The sequence below is a fragment of the Leptospira biflexa serovar Patoc strain 'Patoc 1 (Paris)' genome, assembly GCF_000017685.1.
GTDB classification, from domain to species: domain Bacteria; phylum Spirochaetota; class Leptospiria; order Leptospirales; family Leptospiraceae; genus Leptospira_A; species Leptospira_A biflexa.
Map to the genome: position 1 here is coordinate 2,379,447 of NC_010602.1, position 21,031 is coordinate 2,400,477.

General features: G+C 39.2%; 18 protein-coding genes, 3 tRNA genes and 1 pseudogene. 9 read left to right on the forward strand and 13 right to left on the reverse strand.

Going from position 1 to position 21,031, the window contains the following annotated elements; translation table 11 throughout:
• Positions 1-53: 53 nt before the first annotated feature.
• The 3 genes from LEPBI_RS11400 to LEPBI_RS11410 all read right to left on the reverse strand — a co-directional run bounded on the left by LEPBI_RS11400 (position 54) and on the right by LEPBI_RS11410 (position 1,273).
• Positions 54-629, reverse strand: a complete 576-nt coding sequence (locus LEPBI_RS11400; RefSeq protein ID WP_012389270.1) for a bifunctional nuclease family protein — start codon at positions 627-629, stop codon at positions 54-56.
• Between the two features lie 26 nt (positions 630-655).
• Positions 656-729, reverse strand: a tRNA-Ile gene (locus tag LEPBI_RS11405).
• A gap of 61 nt (positions 730-790) precedes the next feature.
• The gene (locus LEPBI_RS11410) at positions 791-1,273 is read right to left on the reverse strand and encodes a hypothetical protein (RefSeq protein WP_041770024.1); all 483 of its coding nucleotides are present in this window, start codon (positions 1,271-1,273) and stop codon (positions 791-793) included.
• 3 nt (positions 1,274-1,276) lie between these two features.
• Here LEPBI_RS11410 and hemW point away from each other — a divergent pair, with 3 nt between their 5' ends.
• From hemW to LEPBI_RS11430, 4 genes are all read left to right on the forward strand, one after another.
• Positions 1,277-2,449, forward strand: a complete 1,173-nt coding sequence (gene hemW, locus LEPBI_RS11415; RefSeq protein ID WP_012476337.1) for a radical SAM family heme chaperone HemW — start codon at positions 1,277-1,279, stop codon at positions 2,447-2,449.
• A 79-nt stretch (positions 2,450-2,528) separates the two neighbouring features.
• A tRNA-Ile gene (locus LEPBI_RS11420) sits at positions 2,529-2,602 on the forward strand.
• A gap of 11 nt (positions 2,603-2,613) precedes the next feature.
• Positions 2,614-2,686 (forward strand) — tRNA-Ala (locus LEPBI_RS11425).
• 76 nt (positions 2,687-2,762) lie between these two features.
• Positions 2,763-3,194 (forward strand): CBS domain-containing protein, encoded by a 432-nt coding sequence (locus tag LEPBI_RS11430; RefSeq protein ID WP_012389272.1) that lies wholly within the window; start codon positions 2,763-2,765, stop codon positions 3,192-3,194.
• Here the strand turns inward: LEPBI_RS11430 and LEPBI_RS11435 are convergent.
• Positions 3,191-3,949: a ribonuclease H-like domain-containing protein gene (locus LEPBI_RS11435; protein ID WP_012476338.1), complete on the reverse strand. Its 759-nt coding sequence runs from the start codon at positions 3,947-3,949 to the stop codon at positions 3,191-3,193. The genes LEPBI_RS11430 and LEPBI_RS11435 overlap by 4 nt on opposite strands.
• Positions 3,931-5,019: a pyridoxal phosphate-dependent aminotransferase gene (locus tag LEPBI_RS11440; protein ID WP_012389274.1), complete on the reverse strand. Its 1,089-nt coding sequence runs from the start codon at positions 5,017-5,019 to the stop codon at positions 3,931-3,933. The genes LEPBI_RS11435 and LEPBI_RS11440 overlap by 19 nt, the downstream gene beginning before the upstream one ends.
• Before the next feature lie 46 nt (positions 5,020-5,065).
• Between LEPBI_RS11440 and LEPBI_RS11445 the strand changes: the two genes are divergently transcribed.
• Genes LEPBI_RS11445 through LEPBI_RS11460 form a run of 4 tightly spaced genes read left to right on the forward strand, consistent with a single transcriptional unit; the run spans position 5,066 to position 9,533 of the window.
• Positions 5,066-6,820 carry a phospho-sugar mutase gene (locus tag LEPBI_RS11445; RefSeq protein ID WP_012389275.1) on the forward strand — a complete coding sequence of 585 codons (1,755 nt, stop codon included), beginning with the start codon at positions 5,066-5,068 and terminating at the stop codon, positions 6,818-6,820.
• Positions 6,817-8,034 carry an aspartate aminotransferase family protein gene (locus tag LEPBI_RS11450; RefSeq protein ID WP_012389276.1) on the forward strand — a complete coding sequence of 406 codons (1,218 nt, stop codon included), beginning with the start codon at positions 6,817-6,819 and terminating at the stop codon, positions 8,032-8,034. Before LEPBI_RS11445 ends, LEPBI_RS11450 begins: the two co-directional genes overlap by 4 nt.
• Positions 8,031-9,110 carry a 3-isopropylmalate dehydrogenase gene (gene leuB, locus LEPBI_RS11455; protein WP_012389277.1) on the forward strand — a complete coding sequence of 360 codons (1,080 nt, stop codon included), beginning with the start codon at positions 8,031-8,033 and terminating at the stop codon, positions 9,108-9,110. The genes LEPBI_RS11450 and leuB overlap by 4 nt, the downstream gene beginning before the upstream one ends.
• Positions 9,111-9,122: 12 nt before the next feature.
• A complete protein-coding gene (locus LEPBI_RS11460) occupies positions 9,123-9,533 on the forward strand; it encodes a response regulator (RefSeq protein ID WP_012389278.1) in 411 nt (136 codons plus the stop codon).
• Here LEPBI_RS11460 and LEPBI_RS11465 read toward each other — a convergent pair.
• Genes LEPBI_RS11465 through LEPBI_RS11480 form a run of 4 tightly spaced genes read right to left on the reverse strand, consistent with a single transcriptional unit; the run spans position 9,514 to position 14,777 of the window.
• Complete coding sequence (locus LEPBI_RS11465) at positions 9,514-10,269, reverse strand: purine nucleoside phosphorylase YfiH/LACC1 family protein (protein ID WP_012389279.1); 756 nt, start codon at positions 10,267-10,269, stop codon at positions 9,514-9,516. The genes LEPBI_RS11460 and LEPBI_RS11465 overlap by 20 nt on opposite strands.
• Positions 10,266-11,834 carry a hypothetical protein gene (locus LEPBI_RS11470; RefSeq protein ID WP_012389280.1) on the reverse strand — a complete coding sequence of 523 codons (1,569 nt, stop codon included), beginning with the start codon at positions 11,832-11,834 and terminating at the stop codon, positions 10,266-10,268. The genes LEPBI_RS11465 and LEPBI_RS11470 overlap by 4 nt, the downstream gene beginning before the upstream one ends.
• 3 nt (positions 11,835-11,837) lie before the next feature.
• On the reverse strand, positions 11,838-12,899 hold the full coding sequence (locus LEPBI_RS11475; protein ID WP_226992934.1) for a hypothetical protein: 1,062 nt from the start codon (positions 12,897-12,899) through the stop codon (positions 11,838-11,840).
• Positions 12,900-12,929: 30 nt separating this feature from the next.
• Positions 12,930-14,777 (reverse strand): extracellular solute-binding protein, encoded by a 1,848-nt coding sequence (locus LEPBI_RS11480; RefSeq protein ID WP_012389282.1) that lies wholly within the window; start codon positions 14,775-14,777, stop codon positions 12,930-12,932.
• Here LEPBI_RS11480 and LEPBI_RS11485 point away from each other — a divergent pair.
• Positions 14,769-16,160 carry an alpha-amylase family protein gene (locus tag LEPBI_RS11485; protein WP_012389283.1) on the forward strand — a complete coding sequence of 464 codons (1,392 nt, stop codon included), beginning with the start codon at positions 14,769-14,771 and terminating at the stop codon, positions 16,158-16,160. The two genes, LEPBI_RS11480 and LEPBI_RS11485, sit on opposite strands and share 9 nt — an antisense overlap.
• On the opposite strand, the pseudogene LEPBI_RS11490 reads toward LEPBI_RS11485, so the two are convergent.
• The 4 genes and pseudogenes from LEPBI_RS11490 to LEPBI_RS11505 form a co-directional block, all read right to left on the reverse strand.
• Positions 16,150-18,204 (reverse strand): annotated as a pseudogene (locus tag LEPBI_RS11490) (RelA/SpoT family protein). The gene LEPBI_RS11485 and the pseudogene LEPBI_RS11490 sit on opposite strands and share 11 nt — an antisense overlap.
• Positions 18,204-19,067, reverse strand: a complete 864-nt coding sequence (gene nadC, locus LEPBI_RS11495) for a carboxylating nicotinate-nucleotide diphosphorylase (protein ID WP_012389284.1) — start codon at positions 19,065-19,067, stop codon at positions 18,204-18,206. The pseudogene LEPBI_RS11490 and the gene nadC overlap by 1 nt, the downstream one beginning before the upstream one ends.
• Before the next feature lie 72 nt (positions 19,068-19,139).
• Entirely contained in the window at positions 19,140-20,537 is a 1,398-nt protein-coding gene (locus LEPBI_RS11500) for a lipoprotein LipL71 (protein WP_012389285.1), read from the reverse strand.
• Positions 20,538-20,603: 66 nt separating this feature from the next.
• The gene (locus LEPBI_RS11505; RefSeq protein WP_002975418.1) at positions 20,604-20,939 is read right to left on the reverse strand and encodes an STAS domain-containing protein; all 336 of its coding nucleotides are present in this window, start codon (positions 20,937-20,939) and stop codon (positions 20,604-20,606) included.
• Positions 20,940-21,031 lie beyond the last annotated feature (92 nt).

Genomic DNA, 21,031 nt, shown 5'->3' on the forward strand with positions numbered 1-21,031 from the left:
AAAAATTCTAGATCGTTCGTTTTCTATGAGACATAGTTAGAGTGAGAAGTATTCTAACTGTTTTCGATGAGTTTTTTGATTTGGTCACGGATCTTTGCGGCCGTTTCATAATCTTCAGTTTTGAGTGCATTTTCCAATGTCTCTTCCAAAATCTGAAGATTGGATTTGGGAAGGGCTTGGATTTTTTTTTCAGAAGAGATATTCTCACCTTGGATTTCATCTTCTTTCATGATGATCCCAGTCTCATCTAACACGGATTTAGCGATAAAAATAGGGGCATTCGCTCTAAGGGCTAATGCGATGGAATCAGAAGGCCTTGCATCGAGAGTGATGATTTCCTCATCCTTTCTCAACTGGATTTTTGCATAAAATGTGCTGTCTACAATCTCTTCGATTGTGATTTTTAAAACAGTAGCACCAAGGGATGTTAACATATACAACATCAAATCATGGGTCATAGGACGCGGAGGTTTTGTGCCATCGATGACTGTGGTGATGGAATGGGTTTCGAGTGGTCCAATGAAGATGGGAACCACACGTTTGTCTTCCGAATCCTTTGGGCGTAGGAAGACGGCAAAACCAACATTGGTCAGGCTGATATCAGAAATTTTTACTTCATAAAACTCCATACAATATCGTTCCCTTTCCTGATTTGTGGGCCCAGAAGGGCTCGAACCTTCGACCCGCAGATTATGAGTCTGCTGCTCTAACCAACTGAGCTATAGGCCCCACTGACTTCCAATCTTTCGAGGAAATAAGTGGAGACAAGCACAAAACAAGTGACTGGTCATTAAAGCGAAAGAAACAGGTTGGATTCAAAAAAATCACTCAAATCTTTACGATCCGTTTTCCATTGGATCCAAATCCAGAGATAGGGTTTCCGATCCATTTGAATCCAAACTTGGTTCCGCAAGGCATTTTGGTTTCGGATTTGGTCGGCTTGGTAGATTTGGAAATTTTGGTTATTGATGGCTTTTTGAAATTGTTTCGGTGAAAGCCCTTTTTGGAAGACTGAGTCCACCCATAGGTTTTTGTCTGTGATGGGTTCACTCCAAGGCAAGATCCGAACAACCATAAAGAATCCATCCCGTTTGGCCGGATAGACGGTGAGTTTTTTTTGTAAGTTGGATTCCATTTTGAAAACAACAGGTTCAGGGAATGAAAAAGAAAATGATTCCCATACAAAGTTTTGGTTTGGTTCTATGAGTGTCTGTGAAAGGATCGTATGTGTGAGTCCCATCCAAACCAAAATAAAACAAAACAATCGTTTCATCACATGAAAGAGTTTTCGAAAGATTCCATCTGGCAAGTCAGAAATTCCACTTTAGGAGTGTATGTACACTTTCCTTATTGTTTGAAAAAATGTGATTATTGTGATTTTTATTCCGAAGGGATCGGTAGCGGACCAGCTAACGACGAATCGACGCTCTTTTCTGCATACCAAAGTGAAGTGTCAGAACGTATCTCCCATTTTCCCAAATTAAGGGAGAGGACAGTGGACACTGTTTTTTTTGGTGGAGGAACTCCTTCCAAAGCATCCACGAAACTTTGGAAACAGTTCCTAGAATTCCTCAGGTCGGAATTTTCATTTGCAGATGACACAGAAATCTCGATAGAAGTGAACCCAGAAGACCTAAGCCCCGATTTACTTGATGAATATGCAAAAATTGGCATCAACCGTGTGAATGTAGGTGTACAAACTCTCCATCCGGAAGGACTTTCATTTCTCGGTCGCCATTATGATAAAGGTAAATACACTTCCTTAGTCACGACCCTCACCCATTCTCCGATCCAACGTGTGGGAATCGATTTGATGTATGGAATCCCAGGACTCAAGTCTTCTGATTTTTACCGAGACCTAGATCAATTCCTAAGTGCAGGATTACCCCATTTGAGTTTGTATTCCCTTACTTTAGAAAAAGGAACCAAGTATTCACGTGATGTGAGTGATAGTATCAAAAGGGAACCAGAAGAAATCACACAAGCGGAAATACTTGTCACCTTACCGGAATTAATGGAGAAATTTGGATATAGGTGGTATGAAGTATCCAATTATGCAAAACCTGGATATGAATCCAAACACAACCTAAAGTATTGGACCTATGAACCTTATCTTGGCATTGGCCCTGGTGCTCATGGAATGATTGAAGGACATCGATACGGAAACCCTAGGAACGCCAATCTTTACCAAAAAAAACAAACTGAAGCGAAGTATGAGCCTGCAACGCCTAGTTCAGAACTAAGCCTCACTTTGTTTCGACTTTTTTCCCCGTTTCGGTATTTGGAATTTATTGAAACTCACTTGGAAAAAAACTCTCAATCGAAATACATCCAAACAATTCAGTCTTGGGAAAAAAGAGGACTTTGTGATCTATCCGATGGAGTTTTCCAATGGAGAAAAGAAGCATTACTTTTGTTAGATGATCTAATCCTTGAAATTTCCGATTGAATTTTCCTCTTTCCTTTGCAAAATAATCCTAAAAAAAGATTGCCCAGAGACCCCACTCGAAAAATACTGTTCGTATCCCGGGCCTGTAGCTCAGTTGGTTAGAGCACTCGCTTGATAAGCGAGGGGTCACAAGTTCAAGTCTTGTCAGGCCCAAAGAAAGAAACGGGGCGTTAGCTCAGCTGGGAGAGCATCTGATTTGCATTCAGAAGGTCATCGGTTCGATCCCGATACGCTCCAAAAACCCGTTTTCTCACTCCTCCCTCTTTAAAAATTTCTTGCCTTCTCTCGTTTTTTCCGTTACACAAAGAATGCCATGTCCGTAAAAGAAATTCTCAAAGACAAAGCCTCCTCCGTTCTTTCCATCGAAGAAGATCGAAATGTATTGGAAGCAACGCAAATGATGGTGGGTGCCAAAGTGGGTTCACTCATTGTGACCTTCCAAGGAAAACTAGTCGGAATCTTTACGGAAAGAGACCTCATGCGAGTGGTGGCAAAAGACCACAACAAACTCGACCAAATCAAATTGAAAGATGTGATGACCACCCAACTGACGGTTGCAGGACCGGAAGAAGATGTAGATGATATTTTGAACAATATGATCACAAAACGATTCCGTCATATGCCTGTCCTTGATGGTGACAAGATCATTGGACTCATTTCGATCGGTGATGCCGTCAAAACCAAATTAAACAAAACACAAGCGGAGATGAATATACTCAGAGAGTATATGTACGGCCCACACTAAAACAATCGATTTTCTGTTAAGAGACCAATTGTTTTCTCAAGAACTAGTTTTAAGTTCTTCGTATCTTCTTTGTTATATGCAATTAGTTTTTTCAGAGCATCTTGATTGTTTGTCCTTTGGTATTCATACCAAAGGAGAGGTGCTTCCCTTCCATCCATTCCAGCAATCTCTTCTGGGCGAATGAGACCCAGTTGGATTTCCGATTTTTTTAAACCCCCTTTAATCCCTATCGAATGCAAGAGATTCATGAGATCTAGTTGTGGATTTTTCACTCGGTAACGGAATTCTCTTTCTAAAAAGGGAATATCAAAACGCCGTCCATTATAGGTCACAATGATATCGTCGGGCGCAATGGAATCAAATAAAAACTCTAAGTCCTTTCCTCGTTCAAATGTACGGATGGATTCATTTTGAAACAAACTCACAACGGTTGTGACTGATGATTCGGAAATTCCAGTTGTTTCGATATCCAAAAAACAAAATCGTTCTGGGAAATGTTGCCATAGCCTCCAATATTCCAAACTCGGTAATTCATCTGTGAAAAAGGAAAAGTTGGTTTCTTGGAATTCCTTTTCTAAAATTTCATACCGCTCTTCTAATATAGAGAGAGAGGGAAGATGTGGATCATTTTTTGTTTTTTGATACTGCAATAAAGAAGTCCAATCATACACTCCTATGGCGATTAATTGTTTTTCTTTTTTATCCCCAATGCCTGGAAATAATTGAAGGCTTTGTCTTAAATAAGATCCAAACATTCTTTCCACCTTCGTAGTCCTTCCTGGAATCTATCTTCTTTTTCTCCAAATCCAATCCGAAGGAAACCCTCCATTTCAAAATTAGATCCAGGTAGTACAAACACACCAGTACGGGCAAAAAGTTTGTCCGCATACTCTTCAGATGAGATTCCTTTTTGTAATTCCAACCAACCCACAAGCCCACCTTTGGGAGGGACAAACGATTTTGTTTTGGGTAAGTCCATACATACAGAGGTGAAATGATCAATATTGTTTTGCACTCGTTTTTGAATGTCGGGTAAGAACTCCTCTTTTCCTTGGAGTAACCCAAGTGCAATCCTTTCGGAGATGGGATTTACGGTATGTGTCAAATAATCTTTGAAGGACCGAGCTCGTCTGATGAATTCCTGATCTGCTATGAGCCATCCCACCCTAAGACCCGTTACACCAAAACATTTGGTAAACGATCCTGTCCCATAAAATCGTTGTTTCGGGTTCACACCCGTTTTTCCCATCCCCCCACCCGAAGGCAAAAAACGGTAGTGTTCATCAAAGAGGACTGTTTTTTTTCTTTTGCGAAATTGTTCGAGAAGACTTTCCCATTCCGTAGATGAGAAGGTTTGCCCCGTCGGGTTGTGAGGGTGGTTGATCACATAAAGATCCGCTTCGATGGATTGCCAGGTGGTGGCTTGGAACGCAGATTCGTAAGGCACTGGGATGATATCTGCCCCGAGCATCCTAGGAATCTCATACAAGGCTTGGAAGGCAGGCCAAACTAGGGCCAATTTTTTCCCTGGAGCCACAAGGAGGTGGAATGCTAAGTAAAGAGCTTCTCCCGTTCCCGTTGTGACAAGCACTTCGTCGGGATTTACCCCAGGGTAAAGATTGGCAATGGCACTTCTTAAGGCAAAAGAACCTTGGTTCGGTGCATCGTTCATTGGAATTTGGGAAAGATCTTTCCATGTGAGACCACAAAGAGAGAGCATCTCTTCCATGGTAAAATGGGATAACCCACTCTCACCTAAATTGCAAAATGCCTCTAATCGGAATCGTTCCAGGCGGTCTTCGATGAAAAATTCTCTCGGTTCCAAAATTGATTTCCATTCAACTTAGCTTCAAAAGATTAGTATGTAAGCTATGTTGAAACCAGAAGACAATATCCTATCTTGGACGAAATCACCTTTTTCTACAGAAATCCAATCCGAGGCCAAAAAGGCTTACGAAGATTGGCAAAAAGGAATCACCTCGGATCTCGTCGATTCATACGCACATCCTTTGAGTTTTGGGACAGGTGGGATCCGAGGGAAAATTGGTTATGGCATCGGCAAAATGAACCTCTATACAGTCGGCCGAGCTGCACTTGGTTTTTTAAGTTATCTGCGTGACACAAAAAAGTCTCCATCAATCGTGATTGCCTACGACTCACGGAGGATGTCCAAAGAATTTGCAGAACTCTCTGCTGGCATTGGTGCTACACTCGGTGTCAAAGTGTATTTATTTCCAAAAGTCACACCCACACCTCTACTCTCCTATGCCATTCGTTATTTCGAAGCCAGTGGTGGGATTGTCATCACGGCTTCACACAACCCCCCAGAATACAACGGTTTCAAAGCCTATCTGGCTGATGGTGGACAACTTGTCCCTCCAGATGACTCACTCATCATCCAAAGGATCAGCGGGATAGAAGATTGGACTAGTATTCCGATGATCTCCAAAACAGATAAAGTATACAAAAAATTTGTGAAAACCGTCGGTCCAGATTGTTTCCAAAATTATTTAAAAGAATTAAAAAAAGCAGGGATCCAGTCCCAAGCAAAACCAAAAACACGAAACAATCTAAAAATCGTTTATTCTCCGTTACACGGCACTGGTGGAGAGTATATGAAGGAGATGTTTCAGTATTTCGGATACAAATCTGTATTTTTAGTACCAGAACAGAAAAAACCAGATGGCGAATTCCCAACAGTCAAATACCCTAACCCAGAAGAAAAAGAAGCCCTCGCCTTATGTGAGTTTCATGCCAAAAAGAAAAAAGCAGAAGTTTTCATCGCCACAGACCCTGATGCAGATAGACTCGGTGTAGGTGTTCGTAAACCCGATGGAGAATATGAATACTTAAATGGAAACCAAATTGGTTCTATTATGGCCGCATATCTTTCCGAAAGAAAAAAACAAAAGGGAAAAGTGTATCATTTGGTCAAAACCATCGTGACAACGGACTTACAAGAAGCCATTGCCAAAAAAAATGGAATCAAAATTAAAAATGTCCTCACTGGTTTTAAATACATTGCAGAAGAAATGAAACAAATTGAATCCAAAAAAAACAACTTGTTTCTGTTTGGTGGTGAAGAATCTTATGGATACTTACCCGTTCCCTTCGTTCGTGATAAGGATTCCTTATCGAGTGCCCTTCTCTTCATTGAAATATTAGCAGAAAAAACGGACCTACTCACTTATCTCAATGAAATTTATCTGAAATACGGACTCTATCGTGAAAGCCTGTATTCCTTAACCTTAGAAGGAAGTTCGGGTCAGGAAAAAATCAAACAATCTATTGAGTCCTTACGAACCAAAAACTTAATTGGAAAACTGATAGGTGGCAGAAAGGTCATTTCTGTCCTTGATTATGAAACACAAAAAGCAGATGGAAAAGGAAAATCCTCTGTCTTCAAAGGAATGCCTAAATCCAATGTCATCCAAGTGGAATTGGAAGGAAATGCCAAACTGACCATCCGGCCTTCCGGGACAGAACCAAAAGTAAAAGTATACTCTTCTTTTGCTTCGCGAAAAAAACCGAAAAAATCTTCAGAGATCCCTAGTTTATGGAAAACTTTGGGAGATGAGATTGTTTCCGCAGAAACTGAATTTTTACAACTAGCAGGCCTACTATGAGTTCCGAAACAAAAACCAAATTCGAAAGTATCAAAAATCTTTCTGACAAATACCTACTCAATACTTATAACAGATATCCAATCGCCTTCTCCTATGGTGTAGGTGAAATGATATTTGACCAAGATAACAATGGTTATATTGATTTTCTTGCAGGCATCGCAGTGTCAAACCTTGGCCATGGTGAAGCCGATCTAATTGAAGCTCTTCGAAACCAAATGGATAAAATCCTTCATTCTTCCAATTTATATTATTCGGAAGAACAAGCAAAACTTGCAGAAGTTATCATTGAAAATAGTATCCCAGGAAAAGTTTTTTTATGCAACTCAGGAACAGAAGCCAACGAAGCTGCATTTAAACTCATGCGCCGACATGGGATCAACCAAAACATTGAAAAACCAGTTATTTTAGCGCTCCAATCCAGTTTTCATGGTAGAACCTTATCGGCGATGTCGATGACTGGAAACGAATCGGTGAGGTCAGGATTTGGAGAACTCGCAGCTGACATTCATTTTGTGGAAGCAAATAACGAAGATTCTCTCATCCAAGCCTTTGAACAATACGGAGGTTCCGTTGCTGGTATCATTATGGAACTTATTATCGGCGAAGGTGGAGTGATCCCACTCTCTCATTCCTTTGTGAATTTGGCTCGTAAACTTACAGAAGAAACCAACTCACTGCTTGTCTTTGATGAAATCCAAACGGGAATGGGAAGAACAGGAAAGATGTTTTGTTTTGAACATTACGGAATGTATCCAGATGCGTTCACTCTTGCCAAAGCATTGGGATCGGGATTTCCAATAGGTGCTCTTGTTGTCTCCAAAGAATATGAATCCGTATTGGAACGAGGGATGCATGGTTCCACATTTGGTGGAAACCACTTGGCCTGTGTAGCCGCTTACGAGACATTTAAGATCATACTTTCAAGAAACCTTCTCGACCATGTTTCTACCATCTCAGAACAAATGTTCCATCGATTGAAACAAATCATGGAATCCACAGGCAAAATCAAAGAAGTCCGCGGGCGAGGGCTTCATATTGGTGTGGAGTTGTATTCGGAATCAAGACCAGTTGTTGAAGAATGTTTGAAACGTGGCCTTGTTGTCAATAGTACAGCTGGAAAAGTCATTCGTATCATACCTCCACTCATCTTGAGCATTGAAAAAGCAACAGAAGGGTTGGATATTTTAGAATCAGTTTTAAAGGAAATGAAATGAAAAAAGTTGCAGTTCTTGCCGGTGATGGTATCGGTCCGGAAGTTATGGAAGTGGCCCTACAGGTAGTAGGGAAAGCATTAGGAAACAAACGTAGCGAATTTACCTTTGAACACGCGCTAGTTGGTGGGGCAGCCATTGATGCCACTGGATTTCCACTCCCTGAGGAAACTTTAAAACTTTGTGAATCGGCAAGTGCTATCTTTTTTGGATCTGTTGGTGGACCTAAATGGGAAACCCTTCCTCCGGATAGGCAACCAGAACGAGGAGCTTTGCTTCCCCTTCGCAAACACTTTGATTTATTTGCCAACCTCCGCCCCGCGATCATTTATCCAGAATTAAAAAAAGCAAGTCCTATCCGAGGAGACATCATCGGAGATGGATTGGATATTTTGATCCTGAGAGAACTTACGTCTGGAATCTATTTTGGAAAACCAAAAGGTAGAGAAGGAAGTGGGCCCGAAGAATTTGCTTATGACACCATGCGTTATTCAAGAAGAGAAATCGAACGTATTGCAAGAACTGCATTTGATGCCGCTAGGAAACGAAATAAAAAAGTAACGAGTATTGATAAAGCAAACGTTTTAACCACTTCTGTATTATGGAGAGAGGTAGTGGTGGAACTTCATAAAAAAGAATACTCAGATTGTGTATTGGAACATCTGTATGTGGACAATGCAGCCATGCAGCTCATCGTCAAACCGAAACAATTTGATGTCATGTTATGTGAAAACATGTTTGGAGACATTCTTTCCGATGAGGCTTCCATCATCACCGGTTCCATTGGAATGTTACCATCCGCGTCTCTTTCGGAATCTGGATTCGGTTTGTATGAACCTTCTGGTGGTTCGGCTCCCGATATCGCTGGGAAAGGAATTGCAAACCCCATTGCCCAAATTCTTTCAGGAGCTCTGATGTTACGATATTCCTTTGGAATGGAAGCTGAGGCAGTTTCGATCGAAAATGCCATTCGTACCGTTTTAAAGAAAGGATTTCGCACTGGGGATATTGCCGAAGAAGGCACAACTGTTCTTGGAACCAAAGAAATTGGTGTTGAAATCGAAAAGGCACTTGGATAAGGTACGTAGAACATGCAAGCAGGCATAGGACCCACAGGCAGACCTTATCAAATTCTCATTGCTGAGAATTCCAAATTCCAGTCCAAACAACTCCAACAGATTTTGGAATCGGAAGGTTTTAAAATCATTGGAATTGCAGAAACGGGGAAAGAACTTCTCAAGATGTACAAGGAAAATCGCCAACAAATTGACCTTGTCACCATCGAAATCTTTTTACCAGAGGTAGATGGGTTTGCTGCATTTTGGGATATGAAAGAAATGGGTGTTTTGCCAAGGATTCTTTTCATCTCAGAAGAGAACACACCATCTGTCATCAAAGCCCTCCTTGAAAATGGTGCGATGGATTATATCGTAAAACCCATCAAACGGGAAAAAATCTTAGAAAAAATCAAAGAAACTCTGATTAAGATTCCCAAAGTATAAAGTTCAAATTCCGACCCTCTTCTTTTGCTCTATGGCTAAAGAACTGAGGGGACTGGAAAACTTCTATTTTTGAATTCTTTAAGAGCATCACTTCACCAAACCGACGTTTGATTCTATTTTCAATGGCTTGTCCGACATCTAAATGATACTTTCCTTTTCCCTTTGGCTCGCATACATCTTCACCCAATCCAATAAAAAACTGAGCGACGTCCTCACCCACTTCGTAATGATCTTTTTGGATATAGGGACCAAGTTCTATCTGCAATTCATCTAATTGAAATCCTTCTTTTAGGATTAACTCGATCATCTTTTCCGCGATTCCAAGTTTTGTTCCTTTCCAACCGGAATGGATGACTGCGACAAACGGTCGTTTCACGGAGTAAATAAAAACAGGAACACAATCGGCAGTCCTTACGACTAAAATTTGCTTTTTTTGGAAAGTATAGAGTCCATCCCCTTCCATCTTTTCTTCCTTAGCTTGGGAAAGGGTGTCACTTTCGATAGGATGGATCGTGTCTCCGTGCACTTGGTGCAAACAATGTATGGTTCCATCGACCTCGGGGTATTTCAAATGGAAAGTCTCGGTAGTATAACGAAACCAATCCTCAGGAGATTTCAGATCGTTGTCTGTTTTTTTTAGTTCAGGATTATTTCCAAAAAAACGAATGATCCCATCTTCTTTTCCAATCGTTCCGAAAACCACCTTACCATAATGAAGCGTAATTTCTCGATTCATTTGAGATTGGATTTTCCAAAATACTTTGGTGAATTCAGATCCCAATTGGATGTTTGGAACCGTAAAAAAAGTGAGTCACAATTCCAATCTTTTCTTTGGCATAGTGGATTCATTTTTCTCGGATCATAGTTCCATAGATAAAACCGGAGTGGAACTTCTCGCCAAGTATACGTAATAAAAGGTAAATCCAATTCAGGCAAACGATTGTCGAGTAGGATTTCGATATTACGAATGTTTAGATCTTCATACGTGAGTTGGGATTCGTGACCGATCCTTCCTCTCACTAAAATTTGTTTTTTTGCATAGAGTTTGTCTGTCAAACCGGACTCTGCCTCAAACGCAAAGTTTGGCATCAAATAATAGATAAAATGGGCTTGAGCACCAAAAAAAGCAACATTGAATTCTTTTAATGAGCCTTCATCATACCCACTGACATTCATTAAATGTTTATCATAAAACATTCGTTCTTCTACAATTCCATGCCAATCTGCAATTCGATTTCCAGCCACTTTCAAAGGATCGGAATGAATTGCTGAAGCAAGGATATAAAACAAAGAAAACAAAATCGAGTTTTTGGTAAAAAACCTATAGAAACTATTATTTTGATTGGATTCAATTTGAGATTGTTCTGTCCAATATAACAATCTTTGAAATGCAAAATAGGAAAGTATTGGCAAAACAGGAACCCAGAAACGATTTCCCATAAAGTCTCCACCAACATAAAACACATAAAATATATAAAACAAAAGGGAAGACAGAAGAAACCTCATATCTTTTTTTTCACGAAACGTATTGAATATTTGAATTCCGGAAAGTAAAAACACAAAAGGATATAGCGGATATGATTTGATTAGATAAAAAAAGTAATAAATCCCTTGTGAAAAATAACTTCCCTTATTGCCTTTTGCATAGAAGGTGTTTGGAAAAATATCATCGTAATAAAAAAAACGAAACCCGAGGAAACATAAAAATAAAAATCCAAATAACATTGGCCTCAAAAATTGTTTGTTTCGAAACCAATCAAAAGAAACAAGAGATAAAAACAGTGCACCTTCTGGTCTTACTAGTGATGCCAATAACAAGACGACAAATACATGGTCATTTCGTTTTTCCCAAAGAATAAAACCGAAACTGATTAAAAATGTAAAAATGGAAGTTTCCAATCCAGAACTGGCAAAAATATAAAAATGAAACAACAAAGATAAGTGAACTACGAGTATTGGGTAAAGTTTCCCCAACGAACGATTGTTCTCTTCAACGAAAAACAAAACAAGTAAGGCAAAATAAAAGAAAATACCAGTATACACCGACAAAATTTGCGGTTTTAGACCAAGTCCATATCCGAATGATAAATAAACTGTCCAAAGGAAATTTGTATATCCTTCTACCCTTTCTCCCACATTAAAAACAAATCCATTCCCTTCCCATAAATTTCTGGCATACACAAAACTAATGTAAGCATCATCACAAATCCATCTCCATTGGACGGCTTGGTAAAGAGCAATCCCAATACATAAAAAGGCCAATCCATAAAATGAGAAAAAATTACGTTTCAAAAAAGGCATTTATTAATCCAATTCAAATGATTTAATGAACTCTTCGATGATTTTGATATGATCCATCTCTGGAGTTGGATTTTCTTCGGAAGGTTCGTATAAATAATCATCAAACACATGAAAGTCAAAAATTTTTAGTTCAAAGTCTGGTAATGTGATGATGATGTTTTCTGCATGAATATCAAAAATTAGTTTTTCTTCTTCTGCTAAGTATTTGGTGACTTCAATGACTCGGTTAAAGTCGACAGCTATTTTTTTAAGTTTCGATCTCGAAATGACCCCAAATCGATGCGAATCAAAATTCAATTTCCACTTAGGGAAAAGTTTATCCAAAATTGGATTTTGATCTAATTTTTCATTTCGAATGGTAAATTCCTTTAAGTGTTTCCCAGCAAGTAGTGGTTGTTGGTCGCAAGGAGTGAGTGTAACGTTTGGAATTCCAAAGGGATTTTTACGGAAGCGCAATCCCATAAAAAAACGAGTGGGCACCACCAAATCCGGGATCAGTGATTTTAGTTTCCAATAATGCAATCGTTCTAAGCCCAAACGTTTAAACTTAAAATCAATTTCATCCTTTTTGGAATCTCGAAGGGTTTGTTTCTTTAAAAAATCCCTTAATTCAATTTCTTCTGGTTTTAAAAATCGAGATATATCTCTCCCCACTTCTTTGTATAACGAACCAAATATTACATCCGAAGGTAATTTCGATTTTCCAACTTTCACCACTTGGTTCCAAGGTAGTTTATAAACGAATTTATAAGAACCTCGCCCAATGTAACCTTCAGACGATATCGGCATAAAATTATCTAAAAACTCACGCTTGTAACGATACGTCATACGAAAGACATGTGAAACGGGGAAAAATTTTTCGTATAGGTTTCGTATGAATCCAGATTTTCTAAGGACTTCATCCACTGGTAAATCTTCCAGTGGAATTGGTTCTTCATTTTTGTTAGGATCAACAAACAGTTCTTTGTCGAGCCCCTTCTCCAAAAGGTCCAAAAATTGGGGAATTTTTCCCCAATTTGGATATTGATTCCATAAATTTGAGATCTTATCTCGAATTCCTTTGATTGGACCTTTTTTATCAGACACTTCTAAATTTTATTTCCAACGCACAATGGCTTCATAATCGATAAATTTTTCTTTCTTAGAAAGAACTTCCGTTAATTTTTGATCCTTTTCTTCATCATACCACCAATAGTCGGAAGAAAAACTTTCATCACCATATTTACCGAGGGGTAATGATGGCATTCCATACTTTTGCCAATACAACAAACGAGTGCTAGGAAGATGCCAAAGTAATACGTAAGGGTATTCTTTGTACACAATCCGATCAATTTGTTTTAAAATTTCATTGCGTTTAGCGACAGAAAACTCGGTTTTTTGTTTTTCAATGAGTTTGTCAACTTCTGGAATTTTAAGTCCAGGTAGATTCGGTTGACCTTCTTCGTCTGCATACTTAGACAACCACTGAGATTCCGGATCTTTAAAAATTCCAGACCCCCAAGCAGCCCAAGTCATATCAAAATCATATTTGTCTACTCGTTCACTCCAAGCCGCCAAATCTAAAGTATCAATCGATGCACGAATCCCTACTTCCTTTGCATTTTCTAAAAATACAGTAAAATACTTTTCTGTTTTTTTATCTCGATCTAAAATTGAGAATTGGAAAGGTTTTCCATCTTTTTCCAAGATACCTTCTGCGTTTGGCTTCCAACCTGCTTCTGCAAGTAGTTTCCTTGCTTTTTGAATGTCAAACTCGGTTGGTTGGTTTGGATTTTTTTCACCACCTAGATAAAAATCAGGATAATAACTATTTGTTGGATCATACTCACCATATGCAAGTTTATCGATCATAAGTTTGCGATTCACAAGTAGATTCATCGCTTCTCTCACACGTTTATCAGAGAAAATGGGTCTCCTTGAATTCATGGCCCAACCCTGGAATCCAATCGGTTTTAAGTTGAAGATTCGTTGTTTGGCGATCCAATTTTTATCGAATGCTTCCCCTTTGGCTTCTTCTACCCAAACAAAAGCTGAGTAAACTGGATATATATCTATATCACCTTTTTTGAATGCTTGCAGAGCAACTGCTTCTTCGTTATATACCTTATACACAATTTGATCAAAGTTATTCCTTCCTTCGTTAAAAGGATATGCTCTTTGCCACCAATCACCTCTTCGTTCCAATTTGATGTATCGATTCTTTTTGACTTCTGTGATTTTATAAGGTCCCGAAACAACAGGGAATTCCATATTTTCTTTATTAAAATCTTTCCCTTCAAAATGATGTTTCGGTAAGATAAAAATAGATGAGGCAATATCATTAAAATTATTCCAATGTACTTCTTTTGCTTCAAAAACAACAGTGAGATCATCCAATTTCACGGGTTTCAAAAAACGAGAGAGTGAAATACGGAATACAGCTGTCCCATTTTTGGGATTCATAATTGTATCGTATGTAAAGATCACATCATCTGCAGTGACAGGTTTCCCATCTGACCAACGTGCATTGGCATCCAAATAAAAGGTGAATTTCTTTTTATCAGGGGAAATTTTCCAATCTTTTGCTAAATGGGGAATGGTTTCCAAAGTGAGCGGATGGTAGGCGGTAAGCGGTTCATATAAACTTGTAAAGATACGTGCTGTGGTAGTGAATTGGTCTAAGTAGTAATTGAGAGACTTTGGAAATTGGTGAGAATAAATTCGGATCCTCCCCCCTTTTTTTGCTTTTGGGTCGGCCACCGGATTTTTTTGCTGCAGAATTTTTGGAATGGAGTTAACCTCTCCTTCCCAAGGAAGTTCGACCACACGACTCATAGACTCTTTTGTGTCTTCTTCGGAACAATTGAGAACCAAAAGGATTGGTAAAAGAGCCGTAATACTTACCAAAACAAACTTGATTACTTGGGAACGAACCATATGGTATTGAACTAATTTATGAAACATCCCTTCCATCAATTCCATTTGTACGAGATAGGCTCAAGGCTTTTTTGTGGAAAAAAAGGGAAACCGATTCACGAACTTTGGATTGAATTACAAAAAAATACTCTTTTCAATTGGGCCGATGAAATTTGGCTCATGGGAGTTTGGAAAAACAGTCCTAGTTCCCAAAACATTGCAAGGTCGATGCCGGAACTACAAATTGAATACCAGAAAGTAAAATCTTCGGCAAATCCAGACGATGTATACGGATCACCTTATTCCATTTATGACTATGTTCCTGATCCGCTGGTCTCACACTCTTTTGACCTAACTGAAATATATACCTGGTTCCAATCCAAAAACAAAAAACTGATTTTAGATTTTGTACCAAATCACATGGCAATCGATAGTCCGATCATATCGAAATTTCCCAATTTGTTTTTGAAAGCAAAGGGCAACGAGGAAGCTAAAAATACCTTTTTACATTCCAACGGAATTCGTTATGTTCATGGAAAGGATCCCTACTATGATGGGTGGACTGATACCATTCAATGGGATTTCTCCAATCCAGAAGTGGAAACATTCCATATCCATCTTTTGAAAAATATCGCAAAACAATGCGATGGTGTTCGATGTGATATGGCAATGTTACCTTTACCAGAAGTTTTTGATAAAACCCATGGAATCAAATCAGTTTATGATTGGAAAAAAATAATCCATGCAGTGAAAGAAGAATATCCAAACTTTAAATTTTATGCAGAAGTCTACTGGGGATTGGAAGATTCGCTTCAATCTCTTGGATTCGATGCCACTTATGATAAATTTTTTTACGATTCTTTAAAACACAAAAATCTGAACCAAGTGTTTGAATTGATGCAATACCAAACACACTCATCTCACATTCGTTTTTTGGAAAATCATGATGAGGACAGAGCCAACCACACATTTGGGGAACAAACAAATACATACTTTGGTTTGTTATGCGCAAACCCAGGAATCATCCTCGTATTCGATGGACAAGAGCTTGGCTTTCATAAAAAAATCCCTGTTCAGATGATTGGCACTTTTGAAGAAACTCCTGATCCAAAGGTTTCAACTTTTTTTAACAGGGCACTTTCAGTAATGAACAATCGAGAGAAAAGGATTGAATACGGAGAAATCAACTATTCCGAATTCAATTTCCTTCCCATCTTTGCACGTGTTTTGCATTCGAAAAACCAAACGGAATTATTTATTTGGAATTTTCAACAAGTTATGATTTCAGGATGGATTCCCTTCCAAGAAGGAATCTCATTCCAAAAAGAACTGAGGGACATCGTGAGCGGTGAAAGTTATTCCCAAGAAAAAAATGAGAAGGGTCTATATTACAAATTAAATCCCAACCAATTACAATGGTTTATTTTTTGACCCTTTCTGCAAAGACTACACCTTGGATCATTCTTAAATTTTCTAAAATCTCTTTTAGCTGGTCCAAATGATCCACTTCTAACATAAATTTGGCGGTCAGTGTTCCATTCGGATGAGAGGAAGCACCTGCCTCCAGGATATTCGTTTCGTTACTCGAAATCGATTCCACCATCGATAAATAGATCCCTTGTACATCTTTTGCACGGACTTCAATTTGAATGGGGATTGGTTCCCCTGGTCCTTCCCAACGAACAGGAATGGTTTTCATCCACTCCAATTGTTTTGTGGCAGTAGTGCAGTCCTTTTTATGAACACTCACCCCTCTCCCACGAGTGATAAACCCTATGATTTCGTCCCCAGGAATGGGCGTACAACAGGAAGCAACGCGGACGGGTACATCATTCCAACCAGCAACCGAGATTCCAAATTCCTTTGTCTCTTCTTGGTTTGTATTCGGTTTGGTTGCTTTTTTAATTTTAACCTTTTTAATTTCTTTGATCGTATTTTCATCAAATGATGGATTGGATGCTTCTAATACAGAACCAATGGTTTCTTTTTGGGAATCTTCTTGCAGTTTACGGAAATAAGCACGTAACTTCTGTCTGGCGCCTGATGTTTTGACAATCCGAAGCCAAATGGGGGATGGTTTGGAATTTTTTTCGGTGATGATCTCAACTTGGTCTCCAGATTTTAACTCTGTACGGAGTGTCACCATACGGCCATTGACTTTACCACCCCTTGCATGTAATCCAACATCAGTGTGGATACGAAAGGCATAATCTAATACAGTGGCACCTTTTGGCATTTCAATGATCTCACCTTTCGGAGTGAATACAAAAATCTCATCCTCATGCAGGTCATATTGTAATTCTTCCATGAACTCTTTCGAATCCAAACTTGGGTCCTGCCAAGATTTGAGAATTTCTAACCACTTCATACGGAAGGCATTTTCCACACCATTTTGTAAGATCACCGAAGATCGAGTCAGGTTGGTTGATTCTTTATAAGCCCAATGTGCGGCCACTCCATTCTCTGCGATGGCATTCATTTCTTTTGTACGAATTTGTACTTCCATTGGCCTTCCATCCGGGCCAAAAACCGTAGTATGAAGGGATTGGTATAAATTGGTTTTAGGTGTGGCAATATAATCTTTAAACCTTCCTGGGATCGGAGTCCACAAGGTATGCACAATCCCAAGTACGCCATAACAATCTTTGATTTCATTTGCGATGATACGCACAGCACGTAAGTCAAAGATTTCAGAGAATGATTTTTCCTTTGTGACCATTTTACGATAAATCGAATAAAAATGTTTTGCTCGGCCATCAATTCTTGCATCAATATTTATTTCAGCTAACCTTTATTTTAGGATAATTTTTATTTTTTCAATGTATTCATCTCGTTCCGATTTTTTTGCTGAAACTCTTTTTTTAATTTCTTGGTATTCGTCTGGATGTAAGGACTGAAAGGCCAAATCTTCCAATTCAAATTTCACTTTATAAACCCCAAGTCTTCCTGCAATTGGTGCATAAAGTGATAATACTTCTTTTGCGATCCGTTTTTGTTTTTCTTCCGGTTGGAATTTTAAGGTTCTGACATTATGAGTTTTGTCAGCAAGTTTGATGAGCATCACACGCACATCTTTGATGGTAGCAAGTAACATTTTACGAATGTTTTCTGCGGCTTCTGTTTCTTTTGATTGTGATTTGATTTCGGAAATTTTTGTGACACCTTCGACAAGGGCCGCAATATCTTCTCCAAACTCTCGGGCCATATCTTCTTTGGTATAACTTGTATCTTCCACTACATCGTGAAGAAGCCCTGCGGCAATCGCCCTTTCATCGAGTCCTAATTCATCTAAGACCGAGGCGACATTCATTGGATGGATGATGTAAGGTTCACCTGAAAGCCTTTTTTGGCCTTCGTGCATTTTGTCTGCAATATGATATGCTTTTTGAATCAGTTGTGCTTTTTCAGGACCAAGTCTTTTTTGGACAGCGTCAAATAACTCCTGTTTGTCTTTTATATCCTGATACAGTCCCATTACTTTATATCCAAACTAATGTCTAAAAATTTAACCGTATGTGTGAGATAACCCATACTCACTCCAATCCCATCAAACTTGGACAAAAAGTTTAATTTTTCAGGTGTGATCCCACCTGAACATTCGATCCGAATCATTGGAGCTGTTTCCTTTAAGATTTGAATCGCTTTTTCGGTATCTGTATCTGAAAAATTATCGAGTAAAATGATATCAGGTTTGGCAAGGATCGCGTCATTCAATTGAAAAATCCCATCAATCTCCAATTCAATTTTTTTGCCGGGATTTTTTTCTCGTACTAATTGTACGGCAGTTTGGATGGAACCAGCACGCGCAATATGATTGTCTTTTAACATTGCCATCTCGGACAAATTCAATCGGTGGTTGGCACCTCCTCCCATATACACCGCATACTTGGCTAGTTTTCGGTAACCAGGAAGTGTTTTCCTTGTATCAAGAATGAGTAGGTTTGGAAACTGTTTTGCTACTTTATTGGCGTTCGTTGCAATCCCGGAAAGGTATTGGATAAAATTCAGTAAAATTCGTTCCATTTTAAGAATCCCAACAAGGGATCCCTTTAATTCCCCTACCACTGTTCCTTTGGAAAGTGTCGCTCCATCGGATAAGATTCCATTCCAAGTGACATCTGCTTTGGTTTTTTGGATGAGACAGGGAATGACCGCCGTTCCACACAAAATCCCTTCTTCTTTAGCCAGTAAAACTGCCGTGCAGGTTTCTTCTTTGGCAAACAATGTGTCGGTTGTGATATCCCCTGCTGGTAAATCCTCATCCAGTGCCATTTGCACAAGGGTTTCGAAGTCTTTTTCTGAGATTTCAGTGACGGGAGAAGTATAGCCTCGGTTCATATAGGTCCTATGGTTTAGACAAAAAAAAAGCTGCCTTTACGACAGCTTTTCTTCGTTTCACCTAAGTCTTGTTTATTCCTTAGGTGCTTTTCCAATTTTTCCCGTTTTTGGTGGGATATTGAGTTTTTGTTTTGGATAAATTAGATTTTTGTTACGAATCGTTTTACGGTTCGCTTCAAAAATACGTGGCCAAAGTTTTGCGTCACTGTAGATATCTTCACGATCAGCAATTCTCCAAAGGCAATCTGCTGGATTCGATTTTTCTACGGTGTATCGTTTCCAACCACCAGACAATTCTTCTACTTGAGAAGAAGAAGCTTTTGGTTCCTTCGAATCTGCAGTTGTTTCATCAGTTTCTACAGTTTTGCGATCTTTTTTCGCAACGTTATTTTTCCCTTTTAGAGTTTCGATTTGGTCGATCGAAATTTCTGCCAAACGAATCGCTTCCTCGGATTGAGTGATGGAATCTTCAAACTTATCTTGTTCAAGTAAGTTACCAGATGCTTGTAAGGATTCGTTGGAAGCTCCTAAGTTTTCTTGGGTGCTTGCATAGGATTCTTTTGCATTGGATTTCAGATACGTATCAGCATTCAATTCGCCAAAACGAAGATTTGCATCTTCCACCACTTCTCGAGCTTGCGCATTGCGATTTTTAGCGTGGTCTTTGATGGAATCTTGTAAAAGAGAAGCAGATGCCAATCGAGCCGTTTTGATTTTTTCGTCTGCTGATTTTAATTTACCAGCTTGGATGTCTTCTCGTGCTGATGCCACTCTCGCTTTTTCTTCATCAATGGCAGGGTTACCCGCTTTTGAATACGATGCTGCTTTGTCGAGTAATGCATCCACTTCATCTGCTGATTTCACAAGAGCACCACCTGATTTTTCAAGTGCTACTTTTTTAGCTTCAGAGCTGATCTTAGATGCTTCTTGGAATTGGTTGTGGGCATCTTCATATTCTTGTAATGCAACAGTTCGTTTTAATTCTTTGGCGGACTCATCTTTGTCTTCGCGTAAGTATGATGCAAGGCTTGCATCTGCTTGGGCTAATTTCGTTTCCCCAGCATCTCTTGCGGCCACAGCTTTTTTGTATTCTTCAGGAGTGTATTCAGAGGCATACGCTTCATCAGCCGCATCAATGGCAGCAACTGCTTCCTCACGAGATTTGGCAGCTAACTTAGGCAATGTTTTTTCCAAAGCATCATAAGCTTTGGAAATTGCATAATCCGCACTCTTCTTGGATTCAGATGCTTTTTCTTCTGCCGCAAACTCATTTGCAGAAACTAAGTTTTTTTTAGCTTCGCTAAATTCTTCCGGGGCATACTCTTCTGCAGAAAGCCTTTCTGCTCGCTCCACTTGCGACTTTGCCAGAGCTAATTCTTTGAGTGGTAGTTCTTGGGCGCAGTTCACAAAGCCTGCAGAGAACAATACCAAAGCGGAGAGAAAGACTGATGTCTTTTTCTTTTTTAACATAACAAACTCCTTAATGTTTGGTAGGGGGGTATAAAAAAGAGAGAAGCGCAAAATACGCTTCCTCTTCTATTTGAAAGCAGTGACTGCTTCGTCTTCGCTATCGAAAATTTCAAAAAATGAAGTCAACTTAGTGAGTTCAAATACCTTACGAACAGAACCTGCTACGTTGATGATTTTTAAACCACCTTGGTATTTTTTCAGGTTGGACAAACTTGAAATTAAAGCTCCAATTCCGGAAGAGTCGATGTAAGATACCTTCTCGAGATTGATGACGATGCAATACTTTTGTTCTTCGATCAATTTGGCGATTACATCCTTGATCTCAGGCGCGTTATAAAGGTCGATTTCCCCGTTAATATCGAGTACTACGATTTTATCTTTTTCCCTTCTGGTGATTTCCATGTGTGTCTAGAGACTCCTCAATGAAGCTACAATCAATGTAGAAATGACGGTACAATTGCATTCAAAAAAAATGGGTACGTCAACCTAATAAT